This window comes from Bacillus sp. FSL L8-0152, assembly GCF_038006365.1.
In the GTDB taxonomy this organism is placed as follows: Bacteria; Bacillota; Bacilli; order Bacillales; family Bacillaceae_G; genus Bacillus_A; species Bacillus_A cereus.
Window position 1 is genome coordinate 883,659 of record NZ_JBBOVB010000001.1, and the last position, 16,856, is coordinate 900,514.

The window sequence follows — 16,856 nt, forward strand, 5'->3', positions numbered from 1 at the left end:
TGGATTAATCTTAATATAATTCAGAATATTTTGTCAAATAAAAATATGACAAATAAAATGCGGATCAATAGGGGAAACTACTTGCAGAAATGGACGGGGGTTAACGACCCACTGATTAAAGTTAAAGTAGGAGCAGATGCTATGTTATTTTATTTTGAACTTGTCGTCATTTTACTTTGTACGAAATTAGCTGGTGACATTAGTGTGAGACTTGGTCAGCCTTCTGTACTTGGTAAGTTAATTGTCGGTATTATTATCGGTCCAGCTGTACTCGGTATTATTAATAGTTCTGAACTAATTGATGAACTGAGTGAGATTGGTGTTTTGTTACTTATGTTTATGGCGGGACTTGAAACAGATTTAGAAGAGTTAAATCGGAATTTGAAATCGTCATTTGCAGTAGCGGCTGGTGGAATTATTTTTCCTTTCATCGGTGGTTATGTAACAGGATTGCTGTTTGGATTAATGCAGTCCCATGCCATTTTTTTAGGATTATTACTTTGCGCAACATCGGTTAGTATTACGGTGCAGACGCTACGTGATTTAGGGAAAATGAATACGAGAGAAAGTACAACAATTTTAGGTGCTGCCGTATTTGATGATGTCATTGTCGTTATTTTATTGGCATTTGTAATGAGTTTTTTAGGAACACAAGATGTAAATATAACACTTGTCATTGCAAAGAAAATTATTTTCTTTGTAAGTATTGTTTTTATTGCTTGGAAAGTCGTTCCTTGGATTATGAAGATGCTTGTCCCGCTTCGTGTAACAGAAGCGTTAATTAGCGCGGCTCTTATTATTTGCTTCTCTTTTTCTTATTACAGTGAAATGATGGGAATTGCAGGCATTATTGGAGCATTTGCAGCAGGAATTGCTATTTCTCAAACAGAGTATAAGCATGAAGTGGAACATAAAATTGAACCGATTGCTTATGCAATATTTGTTCCAGTATTCTTCGTAAGTATCGGAATGGAAATTACATTTCAAGGCATTGGAAGCCAGCTTTGGTTCATTATTATTATGACCCTCATTGCAATTTTCACAAAGTTAATTGGATCAGGTTTAGGAGCGAAATTGACAGGTTTTAATCTCCAATCTTCTATTAGTATTGGCGCGGGGATGGTATCACGTGGTGAAGTAGCGCTTATCATCGCAGCAAATGGACTTACGGCGAATTTATTAGCGAAAGAAAATTTCACAGCGATTGTTATTGTTGTTATATTGACGACGATTATTACACCGCCACTTTTGAAGAAATATTTTGTATAGAGAGGAAGGGCTTATCTGATGTAGGTAAGCTCTTTTTTTATTCCAAAAAGCAATGATCATATAGTATGAAGGGTTTGTAATTATGGTAAAATCTATGTATGTGATATGACAAGGAGAGGGAAGTGTGAAGATTACGAAGGAGAAGGTTATCGGTGTAATCGTACTTATTGCAGTATGTATACCATTTACTGCATGGAAAGAATCAAAAGTGAACGATTTTCCGGTTTCTATTTTTTCGAAAGAAGCAGATGGTGAGTACAATCAGAAGCTGAAATATACTGCTTTTTTACCTGATGTTGCGATTTGGATGAACGGTTGGGAAAAGAAGTGGACAGAAGGGGAAAGAACTGTTTATCAAAAAGGGAATCGCATTGTAAATGTGTTTCATCCTCCTGGTGATGATGGTTTTTACCTTCTTGAAGCAAGAGAAAATAAGTGAACGCAACCGTAAGAAGTGGAGGTTAAATAGTGAAAGCTTCAACATTACTATTTAAAATTGAAAGTAATATGGATCAATTTTCACCAGCTGAAAAGAAGGTTGCCATGTACATAATGGAGAATGCAGAGATTGTACCGAATTTAACGACGAAAGAAGTGTCAACGAATGCAGGCGCAAGTGAAGCGAGTGTCGTTCGCTTTTGTAAATCGATTGGAATCGGAAGTTTTAAAGCATTTAAGATAGCACTCGTTCGTGAATTAACGATTGCTGATTATAATATTAACGATTTTTCAGTGATGAATACGGAAGATGGACCGTATGATTTATTTAATAAAGTTACTTATGTGAATAAAGCTGCAATTGAGGCGAGTGTTACTGCAATAGATAAGAGGGAACTTGAGAAAGCAGCGGATCGTATTGTCAATGCGGGCAAAATTATATTTTACGGAGTAGGCGGATCAGCTACGCCAGCAATGGACGGGGCTTATAAATTTACGCGGCTTGGATTTACAGCGATGATGCTATCTGATTTTCATATGATGTTGCCACTTGTGACGAATTTAAAAGAAGGCGATATATTTGTTGCGATTTCAACATCTGGTCGAACGAAAGATGTGCTTGAAATGGCGCAGTATGCAAAGAGACAAGGTGCAACTGTTATTGGAATTACGAAATTAGATCAATCATCACCCCTATATAAAGAAGCGGATATTCGCCTTTGTATGCCAGATGTAGAACAAGATCATCGTATTGCGAGTATTGCTTCGAGAATGACACAATTGAATATGATCGATGCTTTATATGTTATTACTTTCAATCGAATTGGTAATAAAGTATTGGATCAATTTATGGAGACGCGAGAAGAAGCGTTGCGGTTACGGAAGTTAAAGTAGAAGAAAAGATGAGGAGACTCATCTTTTTTATTATCTTTGACACAAATATGTCATGTTGTGAAATTTTATTTCATAAAATAAGAAAGATTTATTGATTTTTAGTTTCTTAAAGTTATAATAAAAGTGTGAAATATAATTTCAAAGAGGGTGGAAATATGTTAGAAAATTTATCGACAGAACATCGTAATGAGAAAACAATGAATCTGGATGAAATGAGCATAAAAGAAGTGTTGCAAAGTATGAATGAAGAAGATCGAACTGTTGCGTTAGCAGTTGAAAAAGAGATAGAACAAATTGAAAAGGTTGTACAGACTGTTATTAAATCTTTTGAAGAAGAGGGACGCTTAATTTACATTGGTGCTGGTACGAGTGGTCGTTTAGGTATTCTAGATGCAGTGGAATGTCCGCCGACATTTGGCACGGATGATAAAATGGTGCAAGGATTTATAGCAGGTGGATTGAAAGCGTTTACTAAGGCGGTGGAAGGTGCCGAAGATCGCGAAGAGTTAGCGGAAGAAGATTTAAAAAGTATTGGATTAAATGAGAAAGATACAGTGATTGGAATTGCTGCAAGTGGTAGAACTCCTTACGTAATTGGCGGCTTGAAATACGCACAGAGCGTAGGAGCGAGTACAGCAAGTATTTCTTGTAATAAAAATGCTGAAATAAGTAAATATGCAAAGTTAAATGTGGAAGTAGAGACAGGTGCAGAAATATTAACAGGATCAACGCGTTTAAAAGCTGGTACAGCACAAAAATTAGTGCTGAATATGATTTCAACAGCTTCGATGATTGGTGTAGGAAAAGTATATAAAAACTTAATGGTAGATGTTCAATCCACAAATGAAAAGTTAGTAGAACGGTCAAAACGAATTATTGTGGAAGCAACAGGCGCTAGTTATGAAGTAGCAACAGAGTATTATGAAAAGGCAGAACGTAACGTAAAAGCTGCCATTGTTATGGTGTTGTTGCAGTGTGAGTATGGGGAAGCACTGGAGAAACTAAAATACGCAAAAGGGTTTGTGAAGAAAGCACTATAAAGTAATAGGGAGGGGGATTCTATTATGAAGAAAGAAGAGAGAATGGCCAAGGAAATTTCGGAGCAACTTGGGGGAATAAAAAATATTCGTAGTATTGCTCATTGTATGACGAGACTACGTTTAACGCTTCATGATGAAAGTAAAGTAAATATGGACCTTTTGAAAAAAGTTGAAGGCGTTATGGGTGTTATAGAAGATGAGACGCTTCAAGTTGTCGTTGGTCCAGGAACAGTAAATAAAGTAGCAGCTGAAATGGAAGGTTTGACAGGACTACGAATTGGTGAGGTAGCAGATCATTACCTTGAAGATATTGGGCAAGAGATGAAATCAGAGATTAAGAAGAAAAATAATACACCGGTGAAAAACTTTTTACGAAAAATAGGAAGTATTTTCATCCCATTAATTCCGGGGCTTGTTGCGTCAGGAATTATAAACGGGGTTGCTAACTTTGCGAAAAATGCTGGTGCTGATCCAAATGCAACGTGGTTACAAATGTTACTACTCATTGGCGGCGGTATCTTTACATTCTTAGGAATTTTAGTCGGCTGGAATACAGCGAAAGAATTTGGCGGGACACCGGTTCTTGGGGCAATTGCTGGTATTTTAATTTTCAACCCGGCGATGGCAAACGTAAAATTGTTTGGTGAAGCATTAGTGCCCGGACGGGGCGGATTGTTTGCAGTTATTTTTGCAGCATGGCTTATGGTTGTAGTGGAAAGACAAGTACGAAAAGCAGTGCCAAATGCAGTTGATATTATTGTAACACCGCTTATTACTGTATTAGCTGTAAGTATAGTTACGATGTTAGCGATTCAGCCAGCAGCGGGATTCTTATCTGATGGTATTACGAGCGGTATTAACGCAATTTTAAATGTTGGTGGGGCATTTGCTGGGGCAGTGCTAGCTGGAACATTTTTACCACTTGTTATGGTCGGATTACACCACGGTTTAACACCAATTCATATGGAATTTATTAATCAAACACACGTAACACCTTTATTACCAGTGCTTGCAATGGCTGGTGCTGGCCAAGTGGGCGCAGCGATTGCGATTTATGTGAAAACAAAAAACAAACGACTTCGTAACGTAATTAAAGGTGGATTGCCAGTTGGCTTTTTAGGAATTGGTGAGCCGTTATTATACGGGGTGACATTACCACTTGGGAAACCGTTTATTACTGCTTGTTTAGGAGCGGCTGTCGGTGGTGCATTCCAAGCAGTTATGCAAACAGCTTCTCTTGGAATTGGCGTATCAGGGCTATCTTTAATTCCGTTAATTGCTGAAAATAAATATTTACTCTATTTCTTAGGTTTAGTAATTGCATATGCTTTCGGATTTATCTTTACGTACTTCTTCGGATTTAAAGAAGAAATGGCAGAAAACATATAGAGAAAGGGATTCCTTTCTCTTTTTCTATTAATAGAAAGGGAGATTTATATGATCGGAGTTTCCATTTATCTTTCAAAAGAACGAGTAGAGAAACAAGAAGAGTGGCTAAAAATAGCGAAGGAAAATGGGTTTACATCTATTTTTACATCACTGCACATTCCAGAAGATGATCCAAATACGTATAAAGAGTTAATTCAAATATTAGGGAAACAAGCTCTTGCACATGAAATGGAGTTAATGGTTGATGTTTCTCCAAAATCGTTACACCATTTAGGGCTAACATATGAAAATGTGGAAGAGCTATTGGACTGGGGCATTACCGGTTTAAGAATGGATTACGGCATTGCGCCAAAAGAAATTGCAAGCGTATCTCATAAGATGAAAGTAGCTTTAAATGCGAGTACGATTACAAAGCCATTTTGGAAAGAATTACTTACAGAACATATACGAGTAGAGAATGTAGAAGCGTGGCATAATTTTTATCCACGTCCAGAGACGGGACTAGCAAAGTCCTTCTTACAAAAACAAAATCAATATTTACAGGAGTGCGGAATAAAAACGATGGCATTTATTCCAGGAGATGCGGAAAAACGTGGTCCGTTATATGAAGGGTTACCAACGTTAGAAAAACATCGCAATATGCGCCCGCTTGAAGCGTGCTTAGAACTTGTTCAAGATTGTGGTGTTGATAAAGTATTGATTGGAGATATAAGCGCAAGTTTGGAAAGTATGCAAGAAGTAGCTAGTGCGAGTAGAGGGATTATTCCATTGCGTTACAAATCATTTATAACTGATAAAGAAGTATTAAAAGTGGTGGAGCAAGTGCATACAAATAGACTAGATCCGGCTCGTGATGTTATTCGATCTGTAGAATCAAGGGAAGGAAATAGAGTGGTTTTACAGCCGATGCATACAATTGTAAGAAAGAAAGGCAGCATTACAATTGATAATGAATTGTACGGTAGATATGCAGGGGAGATGCAAGTTGCTACACATGATTTACCTGTAGATGAGAAAGTGAATGTTGTTGGAATAGTTGTGGAAGAGGACGTTTCTTTACTGCCTTATATTGGCGCTGGAAAAATGTTTCAACTTTTTCTATGCGATAGAATAAAAGCTTGAATTAGCGCTATTTTGTAGGAAAACATTATCCGTAAAACGGATAATGTTTTTTGTTTTCTTTAAAAAAGTATTTGACGAATGAAATAAAATACCGTATTGTTTTGACTTGTAAATAAAAGTTCACCATAACAAAACAAAAAGGAGAGTTCAAAATGAATCAATATATTGGGAATTTAATTATTCGTATCGTGTTAGGAGTTACGTTCTTTGCACACGGTTTAGCAAAGTTTCAATCAGGTATCGATAATGTAGCAGGATGGTTTACGAGCATCGGTTTACCAGGTGGCCTTGCATACGGCGTAGCAACTGTAGAATTAGTTGGTGGTATATTATTAATTATCGGTTTAGGTGTACGATATGTAGGATTGTTATTCGCTCTTATTTTAGCTGGAGCTATCGTAAAGGTAAATGGAGCAGCAGGTTTATTAGGAGATGGAAAGAATCCAGGATATGAATTAGATCTTGCATTATTATCAATGGGTGCGTATTTATTCGTAGTAAAAGCAGAAGGATATGTAGATCGTTTCTTAAAAGAGAAAGTAATGAAAACGAAGTAAATTTTATTTATAAATTGTTGACTTGAAGAATTATTGTAACTATAATGATTACAACTGATGGATTACGAATGAAATAATTTAAATATTTTTTTATACAAGATGTAACTTCATTGGTTACGTCTTGTGTGAAAATAAATAAACGGGAGGAAGTAATATGCCTAAATCAAATTTAGAAATTATTCAAAGCACGTATGAAGGATCAGCTTCTTCGAATGCAAAGCATTTAGCAGAAGCCCTCTCTGAAAAAGTGGAATGGACAGAGGCAGAAGGTTTCCCGTATGGCGGAACATATACAGGCGTAGAAGCTATAATGGAAAATGTATTTAGCCGTTTAGGATCAGAATGGGATGATTATAAAGCAAGTGTAAATACATATCATGAAGTAAACGGAAAAGATGTAATTATTGCTGAAGGTATGTATTCTGGAGTTTATAAAGAAACAGGAAAATCATTTGAAGCAGAATTTGTTCATATATGGCAGCTTGAAAATGGAAAAATCGTGAAGTTTAAGCAGTATGTAGATAGTCATATTGTTAGGGAAGCGATGAAGAGCTAATGCTTTTTAAATGGATTGTAGGTATATGTATTACCATTATGGTAATCATCTCTTCTATAGTTGGCGGAAAGAAATTGCTTGCATATGTGGAAAAAGAAAATACAAATATTCAAACCGAGCAAGCGGCAAACGAAAAAGAGAAAAAAGCTGCAGAAGAAGCCCCGCAAATTAGTGAAGGTGAAATTATTTCTACTATGCATAAAATGGTGCATCAAAAGGTAAAATCCTCTGAAAAATGGGGATTTGTAGAGATGACAAAAAAGGAAATTTCTAATGTAAAAAGAGATATTGAAAATAGTACAGGTTTTCAATATAAAATGAAGTTATTTTCTATTATAAATAGATGGGAAAAAGGAGATTTTTCTCAAACTGTTGAGGAGCATAACTTTTTATGGAGCCTTCAAGGTGGAGATACCGGCAAGGCGACGGAACGTTTATCGCCAGAAGAGGAAAAGCAGTATATAAAAGAAATGAAGAGTAAATAAAAACATCGCCAACCTAGATGACGATGTTTTTTTATTAAGAATGTTTTCGCATTAAAGGTCTAACAGGCTGAACGGCAACAGTTTTGAAATGAGAAAATAAATAACATCCTGTTACAACGACAATTGTCCCTAAAATTTGTATCCACGTTAATTCTTCTCCGAGGAATATGAATGCTAAAATGGCTGTGAAGATTGGATTGAAGTTTAGAAAAATACCTGATGTAGTTGCGCCTAATTTTTGTACACCAATATTCCAAAATACCATACAAAGAACTGTCGAAATAAGCCCAGTATATAAAAGTGATGTGATGAAAGAAGTATTTATATTTGAAACAGTGAAGCTACCTATGTTAAACGGTAGTAATAAAATAACGCCGAAAATACCAGAGTACAACGTTGCCATAAGTGGTGTAGTTGTTTTTGTTGCCCATTTACTGCAAACAGAATAGATTCCCCAAATACAAACTGCTGCAATCATCCATAAATCACCGCTATTAAAATGTAGTGAAAATAAAAGCGAGAAATCACCTTTTAATAGGACGAGGATAACCCCGAAGAATGAAAGAATCATGGATAGGATTTGAAGTGTATTTACTTTTTCTTTTAGAAATAATACTGAAAATAATGTGATTGAAATTGCATTCAAAGTAGAGATAAGACCTACATTCGTAGCGGATGTTTTTTCTAATGCTAAAAATTGAAAGATGTTAAAAAGAGCGACCCCTGAAATTCCCATCAATATTAACGGAAGTATTGCGGTACGTGGTGGAAGGATTTTCTTTTCTTTAAACCATACCATTGGTAATAAACAAACAATCGCAATCATCCATCTTAAATTTGTCAGTGTCATCGGCGATGCATGATCGACGAGTGATTTTCCAACGACAAAATTTCCTCCCCATAATAAGCTCGTTAGTAATAGTAAAAAGACGTAAAAATAAGGCATGCTAAAATCCCCTTTTTGTAATCAATACGAATTGTAAATAATTTTAGCATTTTTCTTTATTGTATAATATATTCTTTTGTATAATGGTAAAAACTCGATAAAATATTTATCTGTGAATGATATTTGCGGAATGATATTCAGTTTTGGATAAATTATAAGGTGTTTTTTCGAATAATCATCGGTAAGAAAAAAGGGGGAATTGTAATGGAGTCGTCTGTTATTAAAGTGTTGGATGATTTGGATGTACAAATTTTAGATATATTGCAGAAGGAGTCACAAGTAAGTAATGCAGAGCTGGCACGTCGCGTTAATTTATCACCGGCTGCGATGCATGCAAGAATAAAAAGGTTAGATGGGGAAGGTTTCATCGATAAGCAAGTTGCGATTTTAAATCAAGAAAAGCTTGGGTTTGATTTATTATGTTTTATTTTTATGAGTACGAATATTCATCAATTTGACAAGTTGGAAGTGTTGGAGAAAGAATTAGAATCGATGCCGGAAGTGTTAGAATGTCACTGTTTAACAGGAGAATACGATTATTTATTAAAGGTTGCAAATCGTGATCGTAAAGAACTGGAGCAGTTTATTAGAAAGCTGAATAAGCTTGGTATTACAAGGATACAGACAAGTTTAGCACTTCGTGAAATTAAATATTCGACGGTATTGCCGATACGAGATGAGGAACCGAGCATCAATTAGATTGCTTGGTTTTTTGTTTGCATAAAGTGATTGACGAGGAGAAAAGAGAGCTGTATTATTATATAAAATTATGTATTAAAATTCATTTAAAGTTATAAATATTAATATCGAGGGCAAGGGGATGTAATATGAAAATCTGTAATGCGGTGACGAGTGATGTGAAAGAAATTTATAGTCTTATTGAGGTTTATGCAAAAGAGGGAGTGGTTTTACCACGTTCCCTTTTGTCTCTTTATCAATATTTGCAATGTTTATATGTTATGAAAGAAGACGAGAGAATTGTTGGAGTTGCTGGATTACATGTATTAGGGGAAGATCTTGCAGAAATACGATCGTTAGTAGTTTCGCATACATATGCAGGGAAAGGGATAGGGCGTATGCTCGTAAATCATGTAATGGAGGAAGCTACGAAAATAAATGTAAGAAGAGTAATTTCCTTAACATATGAAACAGTATTTTTTCAAAAGTGTGGATTTGATTTTGTAAATAAAGAAACGTTGCCAGAGAAAGTATGGATTGATTGTAGACATTGCCCAAAGGTGGATTATTGTGATGAAGTGGCGATGGTTCGGTATGTTGGATGAAAAATTTATAGGGAAAAAGTTCCCACTATTATTTACATATATAGTGGGAATATATATTTCAATAAGAAATGGACAGGTTATTAAGAATTTGAATTCTTTTGTCTCACGGCAAAATTATAAAGTGGATCTTTAAGTTCATAGTTATACGTTAAACCGTCGACAATTCCTACAACTTTATCATTATCATAAAGGTCGAGCATAAATTGTGCCATTTGTTTTGCAGTGTGGAATTTTGGTACAACATTATCGTATTGGAATTCATCAATATCAAATGAACGCTTCGCAAATTCTGTTTCAGTTGCAGCAGGAGCTAAAACTTTTGCTTGCAGTTTTGCGCCTTGTTCTTTCAGTTCGTGAGACAACCCTTCTGTAAATGCACTTACATAGAATTTCGTAGCGCAATACGTAACAGCATCAGCAACAATTGTGTATCCGCCGCCCGATGAAACGTTAATAAGCTGTGTTCCATCAACCATTGAATAATCTCGAACGAAAAGAGAAGAGAGTATTGTTAGTGCTTCTATATTTACATGTAACATCGTTTCGATTTTATTTAAATTTTGTTCAGCAATTGAGGCGAAATTACCAAAACCTGCGTTGTTAATCCACGTTTCAATTTGAAAAGCTTGTAGGCTTTCATAAAGTTTATAAACATCTTCAGTAACAGATAAATCAGTTCTTCGAATGACAACATCCAACTCCGGATGCATTTCGTTAATTTTTAATTTTAATCCGTTTAATTCTTCTTGTCTTCGAGCTACAAGTACTAAATTTTTTCCGCGAGATGCAAATGCTAAAGCTGCTTCATAACCAATTCCGGAACTTGCACCAGTAATAACCGTGTATTTCATATAAAATCCCCCTAAATTCAAATTCATTTATGGTTAGATTGTATTTGTTAGAGTATACTCTAAGTCAAATGTTTTTTATAAATTTGATACGGTCATAAAATATATGAGGGTAAGCATGTGGAGGGAGCTTTAGTATGTACACAATTAGTGAGGTAGCAAAATTATTAGGCGTGAGCACACATACACTACGTTATTATGAAAAGGAAAATATATTAATTGCAAATCGTGATACAAATGGAAATCGACTTTACGAAGAGTCACATAAAAAGTGGTTGCAGTTTGTAATGAAATTAAAACAAACGCAAATGCCAATAGCGAAAATAAGAGAATACGCTAGATTATATACAGAAGGGGTGCATACAACAGAAGCTCGTTTACAGCTCCTAGAAGATCATAGGAAATCTATTCAGATTCAAAGAGAAAACTTAGAGGTTACAGAGAAGATGCTTGAGAATAAAATTCGTACATACAAAAGCTCATTGGAAAATAAATAGATGTTGTTATGTGATGAAAAATGGATTTGATCTATGAGTATTTCATCATAGTGTGCGGATAAATAAAAAAGAGCAGCTAGCAAAAGCTAACTGCTCCATTCAAGGGATCTCTCCAAGGGGGAGTGGAGAAAATATTATGTTACTAGCATTATTGACAGATTATTAGGAAATATACAAATCAGATGAAAGAAATTTTAAATAAACTTTCGGCATTGACAGTTTTTAAAATGTTCATGTACAATATATATGAATGACATTCAGTCACTTTGTATGACAGGATGCAGTTTACTTGGAAACGGAACAAATATAAATGGTAAATGAGGATGATATTTGTTTTTATATAGTATTGATGAAAGAGTATATTTTTTTAAAATAAAAATGACTGATAGTCAGTCATAAGAGGTGAGAGGTATGAAAAATAGAGCTTGGTTATATGTCATATTAACATGTATCTTTGAAATTTTTTGGGTGTTTGGTTTTAATACGGCTAATACTTGGTGGCATTGGATTATTATTTTAGGAGTTATCGCTGTTGATTTTCACCTCCTTTCTAAAGCGTGTGAACATCTTGCAACAGGAACTGTATATGCTGTTTTCGCTGGAGCTGGTACGGTAGGTACTTTCTTAATGGATGTATTTCTTTTCGGTGGAAGTTTCAGCGCAGGCAAACTATTCTTCATTCTTATGGTAGTAGCCGGCGTTATCGGTTTAAAGTTAGCTGACAATAAAGAAGAAACTGTGGAAGGAGCTGCTTAAAAATGGGTTGGTTTTTCGTATTTTGTGCTGCAATTAGTGAAATAGTCGGTGTGATAGGACTTAAAATGTATAGTAAAGATAAGACATTAGCCAATGGTGCGATTTATATAGGTGGGTTTGCTACATCCTTCGCATTTTTGTATACTTCCTTCTTATTTTTACAAGTAAGTGTCGCGTATGCGGTTTGGATTGGTATCGGAACAGCAGGTGCAGTTTTGTTAAACATGTTCTTGTTTGGTGAGTCGAAAAGTAAAGCGCGTATTATTAGTGTGTTTCTTATTGTATGTGGAGTGACAGGATTAAAGGCACTTTCTTAAAGGTATATTGTATTTTTATCTCCTAATTGTTTATTAGGAGATTTTATTATAAAAAAATGATTTCCTCTTAGAGTTCACTATCATTGACAGTACAATCGATTATCTTATAAAATGAGTGACAGTCATTCAATATGAGTGTGAAAGGGTTTAGATGATGAATAAAAAAGAGAAAATTGTCTATGCAGCTATTGAAGTGTTTCAGGAAAAGGGCGTCGAAAAAACGAAGATTTCTGATATCGTGAAATTAGCTGGCATTGCGCAAGGAACTTTCTATTTATATTTTCCTTCTAAGTTATCTGTTATGCCTGCAATAGCAGAAGTGATGGTTGAAAAGATGATACTTGCAGTGAAAGAAAAAGTGCAAAACGATGCGCCTTTCTCAAGTAAAGTGACGCAAGTAATAGATGCGGTGTTTCACTTTATAGCTGAATATCGTGAAATACAAGCTTTAATGTATGCTGGTCTTGCATCTACAGAACATATAAAAGAATGGGAAGCTGTGTATGAGCCCCTTTATATGTGGCTAAGTGAATTTTTAAATGAGGCAAAAGAAGCTGGTGAAATTCGTGATTCGGTTCACGCAGAGCGAACAGCGAAGTTATTTATCGCTCTAGTTGAATCAGCAGCGGAACAAGTGTATCTATATGATCATAAAGATGATGAGCAAGTCGAGCTACAAAAGGCAGAAGTACTAGATTTTTTAACACATGCACTACATATAAAGAAGTAGTGAGATGAACCTGTCTGAAAAGGTAGGTTCATTTTTGAGGAAAACTGAATGATAGTCATTCACCTAATGCGTATGTATGTGTGGAAGGATAGTGTGAAATTCTAACGAGTAGGGGGCATCTCTACTCATGACTAGCCCACAAATAGAAGGATAGAGAAAAAGCTTCTTGGGCATTATTTTTTGAGAGGAACTTACGGGAAGAGGTGTTAAAAAGTGAAGAAACCGATAAAAGAACAAAAGATGGTATTGGTCATTCTTTTGAGTAATATATTTATCGCTTTTTTAGGGATTGGATTAATCATTCCGGTTATGCCGTCCTTTATGAATGATATGGGTTTAACAGGGAAGACGATGGGATATCTCGTTGCAGTGTTTGCAATGGCACAGCTCATTACTTCACCTATTACAGGCCGGTGGGTTGATCTTTACGGTAGAAAGAAAATGATAATCATTGGATTATTTATTTTTGGTGTTTCAGAGCTTCTTTTTGGATTAGGAAAAGATGTATGGATGCTTTATGTAGCAAGGGTATTAGGCGGAATTAGTGCTGCTTTTATTATGCCTGGTGTTACGGCATATGTTGCGGATATTACATCTATTCAGGAACGTCCAAAGGCGATGGGATACTTATCTGCGGCTATTAGTACTGGATTCATTATAGGGCCTGGAATCGGCGGATTTATTGCAGAATACGGTATACGTGTGCCGTTTTTCGTTGCAGCAGTAATTGCTTTTATAGCATGTGTGATTTCGATCTTTATTTTAAAAGAACCGTTAACGAAAGAAGAACTTGCAGAGATTTCTTCTAATACGAAAGAATCAAGTTTTATTGGGGATTTAAAGAAATCATTACATCCAATGTATGCAATTGCATTTATTATCGTATTTGTACTCGCATTCGGATTATCAGCGTATGAAACAGTGTTTAGCTTATTCTCTGATCATAAATTTGGTTTCTCGCCGAAAGATATTGCGGCAATTATTACAATTAGTTCAATCTTTGGGGTAGTTGTGCAAGTATTTATGTTTGGCAAATTGGTAGACATGTTCGGTGAGAAAGTGTTAATTCAAATATGTTTAATTGTAGGTGCAGTATTAGCATTCGTCTCAACTGTAGTCTTTAATTATTGGATTGTACTTCTCGTTACTTGCTTCATTTTCTTAGCATTTGATTTACTTCGTCCAGCTTTAACGACATTTTTATCAAAAGCAGCCGGAAAAGAGCAAGGATTCGTCGCTGGTATGAACTCGACTTATACGAGTTTAGGAAATATCGCAGGACCAGCGATGGGCGGAATATTATTTGATATGAATATTCATTATCCATATGCATTTTCAGGCGTTGTTTTAATAGTTGGTCTCGGCATTACATTTATGTGGAGAGAGAAACAGTTGGCTGAAAGTTTTGCGAAGTAATAAAACCCCTTACGACGGTAAGGGGTTTTTGTTTTATCCTGATTAAAGTTTCATTTTATAAACTTAACCCAAACCGTTTTAATTCAATAAAAATCCCCTCTAATTGCTTTCCTTTATCCGTTAATGTGTACTCTACACGAGGCGGAACTTCTGGATATACTTTTCTCGTTATAATGCCTTGAGACTCTAATTCTTTTAGTCGAAGCGATAATGTTTTTGGACTAATACCATCCATTGATTTTTGTAAATCACTAAAGCGTAATGTTCCTTCGATAAGAAGATCACGAATGATTAAAAACGTCCATTTTGTACTAATTACATCAAGCGTTTTAGCGATGGGACAAGGTATGCCAGGTAAACCTTTCGTTAATTCAACTGGATTTATATCGTTCATGGAACTAGCCTCCATAAAATTTTTTTGGATGAATTTGCTTTATAGTATCACAAAACTATACTTTTGGTAACTATATGAAAAAAATATCACTACTTCCATAAAGGAAGTTAGTGCATATACAATAGCAATACGAAACAAAAAGGATTTATATAAGGAGGTGGTGATTTCCATGGGGATAAAAAAGTTATTTAGATTTCTTAGTTTATTTGTTATTTGTATTGTGCTTGTAGCATGTGGTGTGGAACAAAAAACTGAAGTTCAGTTATTAAAAGAAATGCCAAAGCCAAAAGCAATGACAATTGATCCCTCACTAAGTAAAAAAGAAGCGACAGAAATGGTTCATGCGGCGCAGCGTTTTTATGCATTTTGGGATACAGGTAAGGAGGAACTTATTCCGCAGACTGTTACTAAAGATTTCTTCGATAATACATTGCCGAAAGGGCGACCACAAGGCATTGAAGGATTAAAGTTTGCAGCGCAAAATTTTCGTAAAGTTGTGCCTGATATACATTGCGAGATTGAAGACTTATTAGTTGTTGGTGATAAAGTAACGGCCCGTCTTTCTTTTACAGGAACGCATAATGGTAAGAAAATTAATTTTTTTGCAATTGATATTTTACATGTGAAAGACGGAAAGATAACAGAAGATTGGCATTTAGAAGATAATCTTACACTACAGCAGCAACTCGGCTTAATAGCTGAAGAGTAGATCATATAGGGGAGAGAAAAACGATGAAAAATATATTTATTATAAATGGACATGAAAAATACGGTACAAAGGAAGGGCGATTAAATAAAACGTTAGTAGATTATATGGTTACTGTATTAGGCGAGAATCATCATGTGAAAACAACAACGATTCAAGATGGTTACAATATTAAAGAAGAACAAGAGAAGTTTTTATGGTCTGATGTTGTGATTTATCAAACACCAATTTACTGGTTTAGTGTTCCAGGCTTATTTAAAACGTATATGGATGAAGTATATGAATACGGTTTGTTCTTTAAAGGTGCAGATGAATATGGAACAGGTGGTTTATTAAAAGAGAAAGAGTATATGTTCTCTACAACTTGGAATGCACCTGAAAAAGCATTTGGAGATAAGACGAAGTTCTTTGAAGGAGAAAGTTTAGAATCAGCGCTTAGTCATTTACACCGAGTGCAAAAGTTTCTCGGTATGAGTCCGTTAAAGAGTTTTGCTTGTTATGATGTGGTGAAGAATCCGGATATAGAGAAGTATTTAGGGAACTTGAAGAATCATTTAGAAGAAGTTATTCAATAATTAGAGTCATCCCCGTATTTAATGCGGGGATGACTCTATCCATAACTTCGCAAAATTTGCCCAGCTGAATGAATCAGTTGTTACGTTTTTTTAGGAAGGGTGATATGTTATTCTTTTTAAAACGGATCAACTTCAGCCAAATCAGGGTTAGCATTCGGATTTGTTAATAAGGTTTTCAGCTCACCTACTTCAGAGAGCGCAACGAGGATATAACCACTAATAAGGACGACGAGTCCGATGACCCTTAATGTTTGCAGTGTAATATCACGGCTATTGTTTTCGGAGTTGTCTTGGGGCGTTGAAGGTGGATTGTTATTCATAAATAAGGCTCCCATCTTTTGTATTTATATATGTGCGAAATCATTATTTAACTTATGGATAGGAATTATATAGTCATTTTCACTATATGAGAACTGCCTATGAAAAGTGATAAGGAATTTTGGGGCGAGAAAAGGGGGGAATCCAAAAGATTATTAAAACTGAACTTTTGGATTCCCCTCTTTTTATTTATCTTGCTATTTGTGGTGGTCGGATTTCCTGTAAACGACCAGTTGATGAGGGCTAATGAATCAGTGGGGGATGAATAAAACCCCACTGATTCATTATTTTCATGTAAATAAAAGGAGGTTAGTTAACCG

Annotated in this window: 23 protein-coding genes; 19 read left to right on the top strand and 4 right to left on the bottom strand. The window is 35.5% G+C overall.

Annotated elements, in window-relative coordinates; genetic code table 11:
• Positions 1–45 precede the first annotated feature (45 nt).
• The 9 genes from MHH27_RS04615 (at position 46) to MHH27_RS04655 (ending at position 7,750) form a co-directional block, all read left to right on the top strand.
• On the top strand, positions 46–1,269 hold the full coding sequence (locus MHH27_RS04615) for a cation:proton antiporter (protein WP_445687377.1): 1,224 nt from the start codon (positions 46–48) through the stop codon (positions 1,267–1,269).
• 124 nt (positions 1,270–1,393) lie between these two features.
• Complete coding sequence (locus tag MHH27_RS04620) at positions 1,394–1,708, top strand: outer surface protein (protein WP_098329685.1); 315 nt, start codon at positions 1,394–1,396, stop codon at positions 1,706–1,708.
• 29 nt (positions 1,709–1,737) lie between these two features.
• A complete protein-coding gene (locus tag MHH27_RS04625; RefSeq protein WP_000648173.1) occupies positions 1,738–2,601 on the top strand; it encodes a MurR/RpiR family transcriptional regulator in 864 nt (287 codons plus the stop codon).
• 155 nt (positions 2,602–2,756) lie between these two features.
• Positions 2,757–3,641, top strand: a complete 885-nt coding sequence (gene murQ, locus MHH27_RS04630) for an N-acetylmuramic acid 6-phosphate etherase (protein WP_000892348.1) — start codon at positions 2,757–2,759, stop codon at positions 3,639–3,641.
• A gap of 24 nt (positions 3,642–3,665) precedes the next feature.
• Positions 3,666–5,030, top strand: a complete 1,365-nt coding sequence (locus tag MHH27_RS04635) for a PTS transporter subunit EIIC (protein WP_340941748.1) — start codon at positions 3,666–3,668, stop codon at positions 5,028–5,030.
• A gap of 48 nt (positions 5,031–5,078) precedes the next feature.
• Positions 5,079–6,152 carry a DUF871 domain-containing protein gene (locus MHH27_RS04640; protein WP_098508001.1) on the top strand — a complete coding sequence of 358 codons (1,074 nt, stop codon included), beginning with the start codon at positions 5,079–5,081 and terminating at the stop codon, positions 6,150–6,152.
• Between the two features lie 152 nt (positions 6,153–6,304).
• Positions 6,305–6,709, top strand: a complete 405-nt coding sequence (locus MHH27_RS04645) for a DoxX family protein (RefSeq protein WP_001077751.1) — start codon at positions 6,305–6,307, stop codon at positions 6,707–6,709.
• A gap of 154 nt (positions 6,710–6,863) precedes the next feature.
• The gene (locus MHH27_RS04650) at positions 6,864–7,265 is read left to right on the top strand and encodes a nuclear transport factor 2 family protein (RefSeq protein ID WP_001126708.1); all 402 of its coding nucleotides are present in this window, start codon (positions 6,864–6,866) and stop codon (positions 7,263–7,265) included.
• On the top strand, positions 7,265–7,750 hold the full coding sequence (locus MHH27_RS04655; RefSeq protein ID WP_072939896.1) for a PRK06770 family protein: 486 nt from the start codon (positions 7,265–7,267) through the stop codon (positions 7,748–7,750). The genes MHH27_RS04650 and MHH27_RS04655 overlap by 1 nt, the downstream gene beginning before the upstream one ends.
• A gap of 34 nt (positions 7,751–7,784) precedes the next feature.
• On the opposite strand, the gene MHH27_RS04660 is transcribed toward MHH27_RS04655, so the two are convergent.
• The gene (locus MHH27_RS04660; RefSeq protein ID WP_097913530.1) at positions 7,785–8,696 is read right to left on the bottom strand and encodes a DMT family transporter; all 912 of its coding nucleotides are present in this window, start codon (positions 8,694–8,696) and stop codon (positions 7,785–7,787) included.
• 204 nt (positions 8,697–8,900) lie between these two features.
• On the opposite strand from MHH27_RS04660, the gene MHH27_RS04665 reads away from it, so the two are divergent.
• A complete protein-coding gene (locus MHH27_RS04665) occupies positions 8,901–9,395 on the top strand; it encodes an Lrp/AsnC family transcriptional regulator (protein ID WP_000446096.1) in 495 nt (164 codons plus the stop codon).
• A gap of 128 nt (positions 9,396–9,523) precedes the next feature.
• A complete protein-coding gene (locus tag MHH27_RS04670) occupies positions 9,524–9,979 on the top strand; it encodes an N-acetyltransferase (protein WP_000686667.1) in 456 nt (151 codons plus the stop codon).
• A gap of 80 nt (positions 9,980–10,059) precedes the next feature.
• On the opposite strand, the gene MHH27_RS04675 is transcribed toward MHH27_RS04670, so the two are convergent.
• Positions 10,060–10,830 (bottom strand): SDR family NAD(P)-dependent oxidoreductase, encoded by a 771-nt coding sequence (locus tag MHH27_RS04675; protein ID WP_000878082.1) that lies wholly within the window; start codon positions 10,828–10,830, stop codon positions 10,060–10,062.
• 134 nt (positions 10,831–10,964) lie between these two features.
• Here MHH27_RS04675 and MHH27_RS04680 point away from each other — a divergent pair, with 134 nt between their 5' ends.
• The 5 genes from MHH27_RS04680 (at position 10,965) to MHH27_RS04700 (ending at position 14,543) form a co-directional block, all read left to right on the top strand.
• The gene (locus tag MHH27_RS04680; protein WP_340941750.1) at positions 10,965–11,324 is read left to right on the top strand and encodes a MerR family transcriptional regulator; all 360 of its coding nucleotides are present in this window, start codon (positions 10,965–10,967) and stop codon (positions 11,322–11,324) included.
• 411 nt (positions 11,325–11,735) lie between these two features.
• Complete coding sequence (locus MHH27_RS04685; RefSeq protein ID WP_340941752.1) at positions 11,736–12,080, top strand: DMT family transporter; 345 nt, start codon at positions 11,736–11,738, stop codon at positions 12,078–12,080.
• Positions 12,081–12,082: 2 nt separating this feature from the next.
• Positions 12,083–12,397, top strand: a complete 315-nt coding sequence (locus MHH27_RS04690; RefSeq protein WP_000539671.1) for a DMT family transporter — start codon at positions 12,083–12,085, stop codon at positions 12,395–12,397.
• 151 nt (positions 12,398–12,548) lie between these two features.
• Positions 12,549–13,127, top strand: a complete 579-nt coding sequence (locus MHH27_RS04695) for a TetR family transcriptional regulator (RefSeq protein ID WP_001996782.1) — start codon at positions 12,549–12,551, stop codon at positions 13,125–13,127.
• 213 nt (positions 13,128–13,340) lie between these two features.
• Positions 13,341–14,543, top strand: a complete 1,203-nt coding sequence (locus tag MHH27_RS04700; protein ID WP_000742945.1) for an MFS transporter — start codon at positions 13,341–13,343, stop codon at positions 14,541–14,543.
• Between the two features lie 55 nt (positions 14,544–14,598).
• On the opposite strand, the gene MHH27_RS04705 is transcribed toward MHH27_RS04700, so the two are convergent.
• Positions 14,599–14,937 (bottom strand): winged helix-turn-helix transcriptional regulator, encoded by a 339-nt coding sequence (locus MHH27_RS04705; RefSeq protein WP_000997917.1) that lies wholly within the window; start codon positions 14,935–14,937, stop codon positions 14,599–14,601.
• 169 nt (positions 14,938–15,106) lie between these two features.
• Between MHH27_RS04705 and MHH27_RS04710 the strand changes: the two genes are divergently transcribed.
• Positions 15,107–15,646: an ester cyclase gene (locus MHH27_RS04710; RefSeq protein ID WP_086387960.1), complete on the top strand. Its 540-nt coding sequence runs from the start codon at positions 15,107–15,109 to the stop codon at positions 15,644–15,646.
• A gap of 23 nt (positions 15,647–15,669) precedes the next feature.
• On the top strand, positions 15,670–16,218 hold the full coding sequence (locus MHH27_RS04715; RefSeq protein ID WP_090978495.1) for an NAD(P)H-dependent oxidoreductase: 549 nt from the start codon (positions 15,670–15,672) through the stop codon (positions 16,216–16,218).
• A gap of 116 nt (positions 16,219–16,334) precedes the next feature.
• Here the strand turns inward: MHH27_RS04715 and MHH27_RS04720 are convergent, their stop codons facing one another.
• Complete coding sequence (locus MHH27_RS04720; RefSeq protein WP_016078064.1) at positions 16,335–16,538, bottom strand: hypothetical protein; 204 nt, start codon at positions 16,536–16,538, stop codon at positions 16,335–16,337.
• A gap of 99 nt (positions 16,539–16,637) precedes the next feature.
• Between MHH27_RS04720 and MHH27_RS04725 the strand changes: the two genes are divergently transcribed.
• Positions 16,638–16,805 (top strand): hypothetical protein, encoded by a 168-nt coding sequence (locus MHH27_RS04725; RefSeq protein WP_175495700.1) that lies wholly within the window; start codon positions 16,638–16,640, stop codon positions 16,803–16,805.
• The last annotated feature ends 51 nt before the right edge of the window (positions 16,806–16,856 follow it).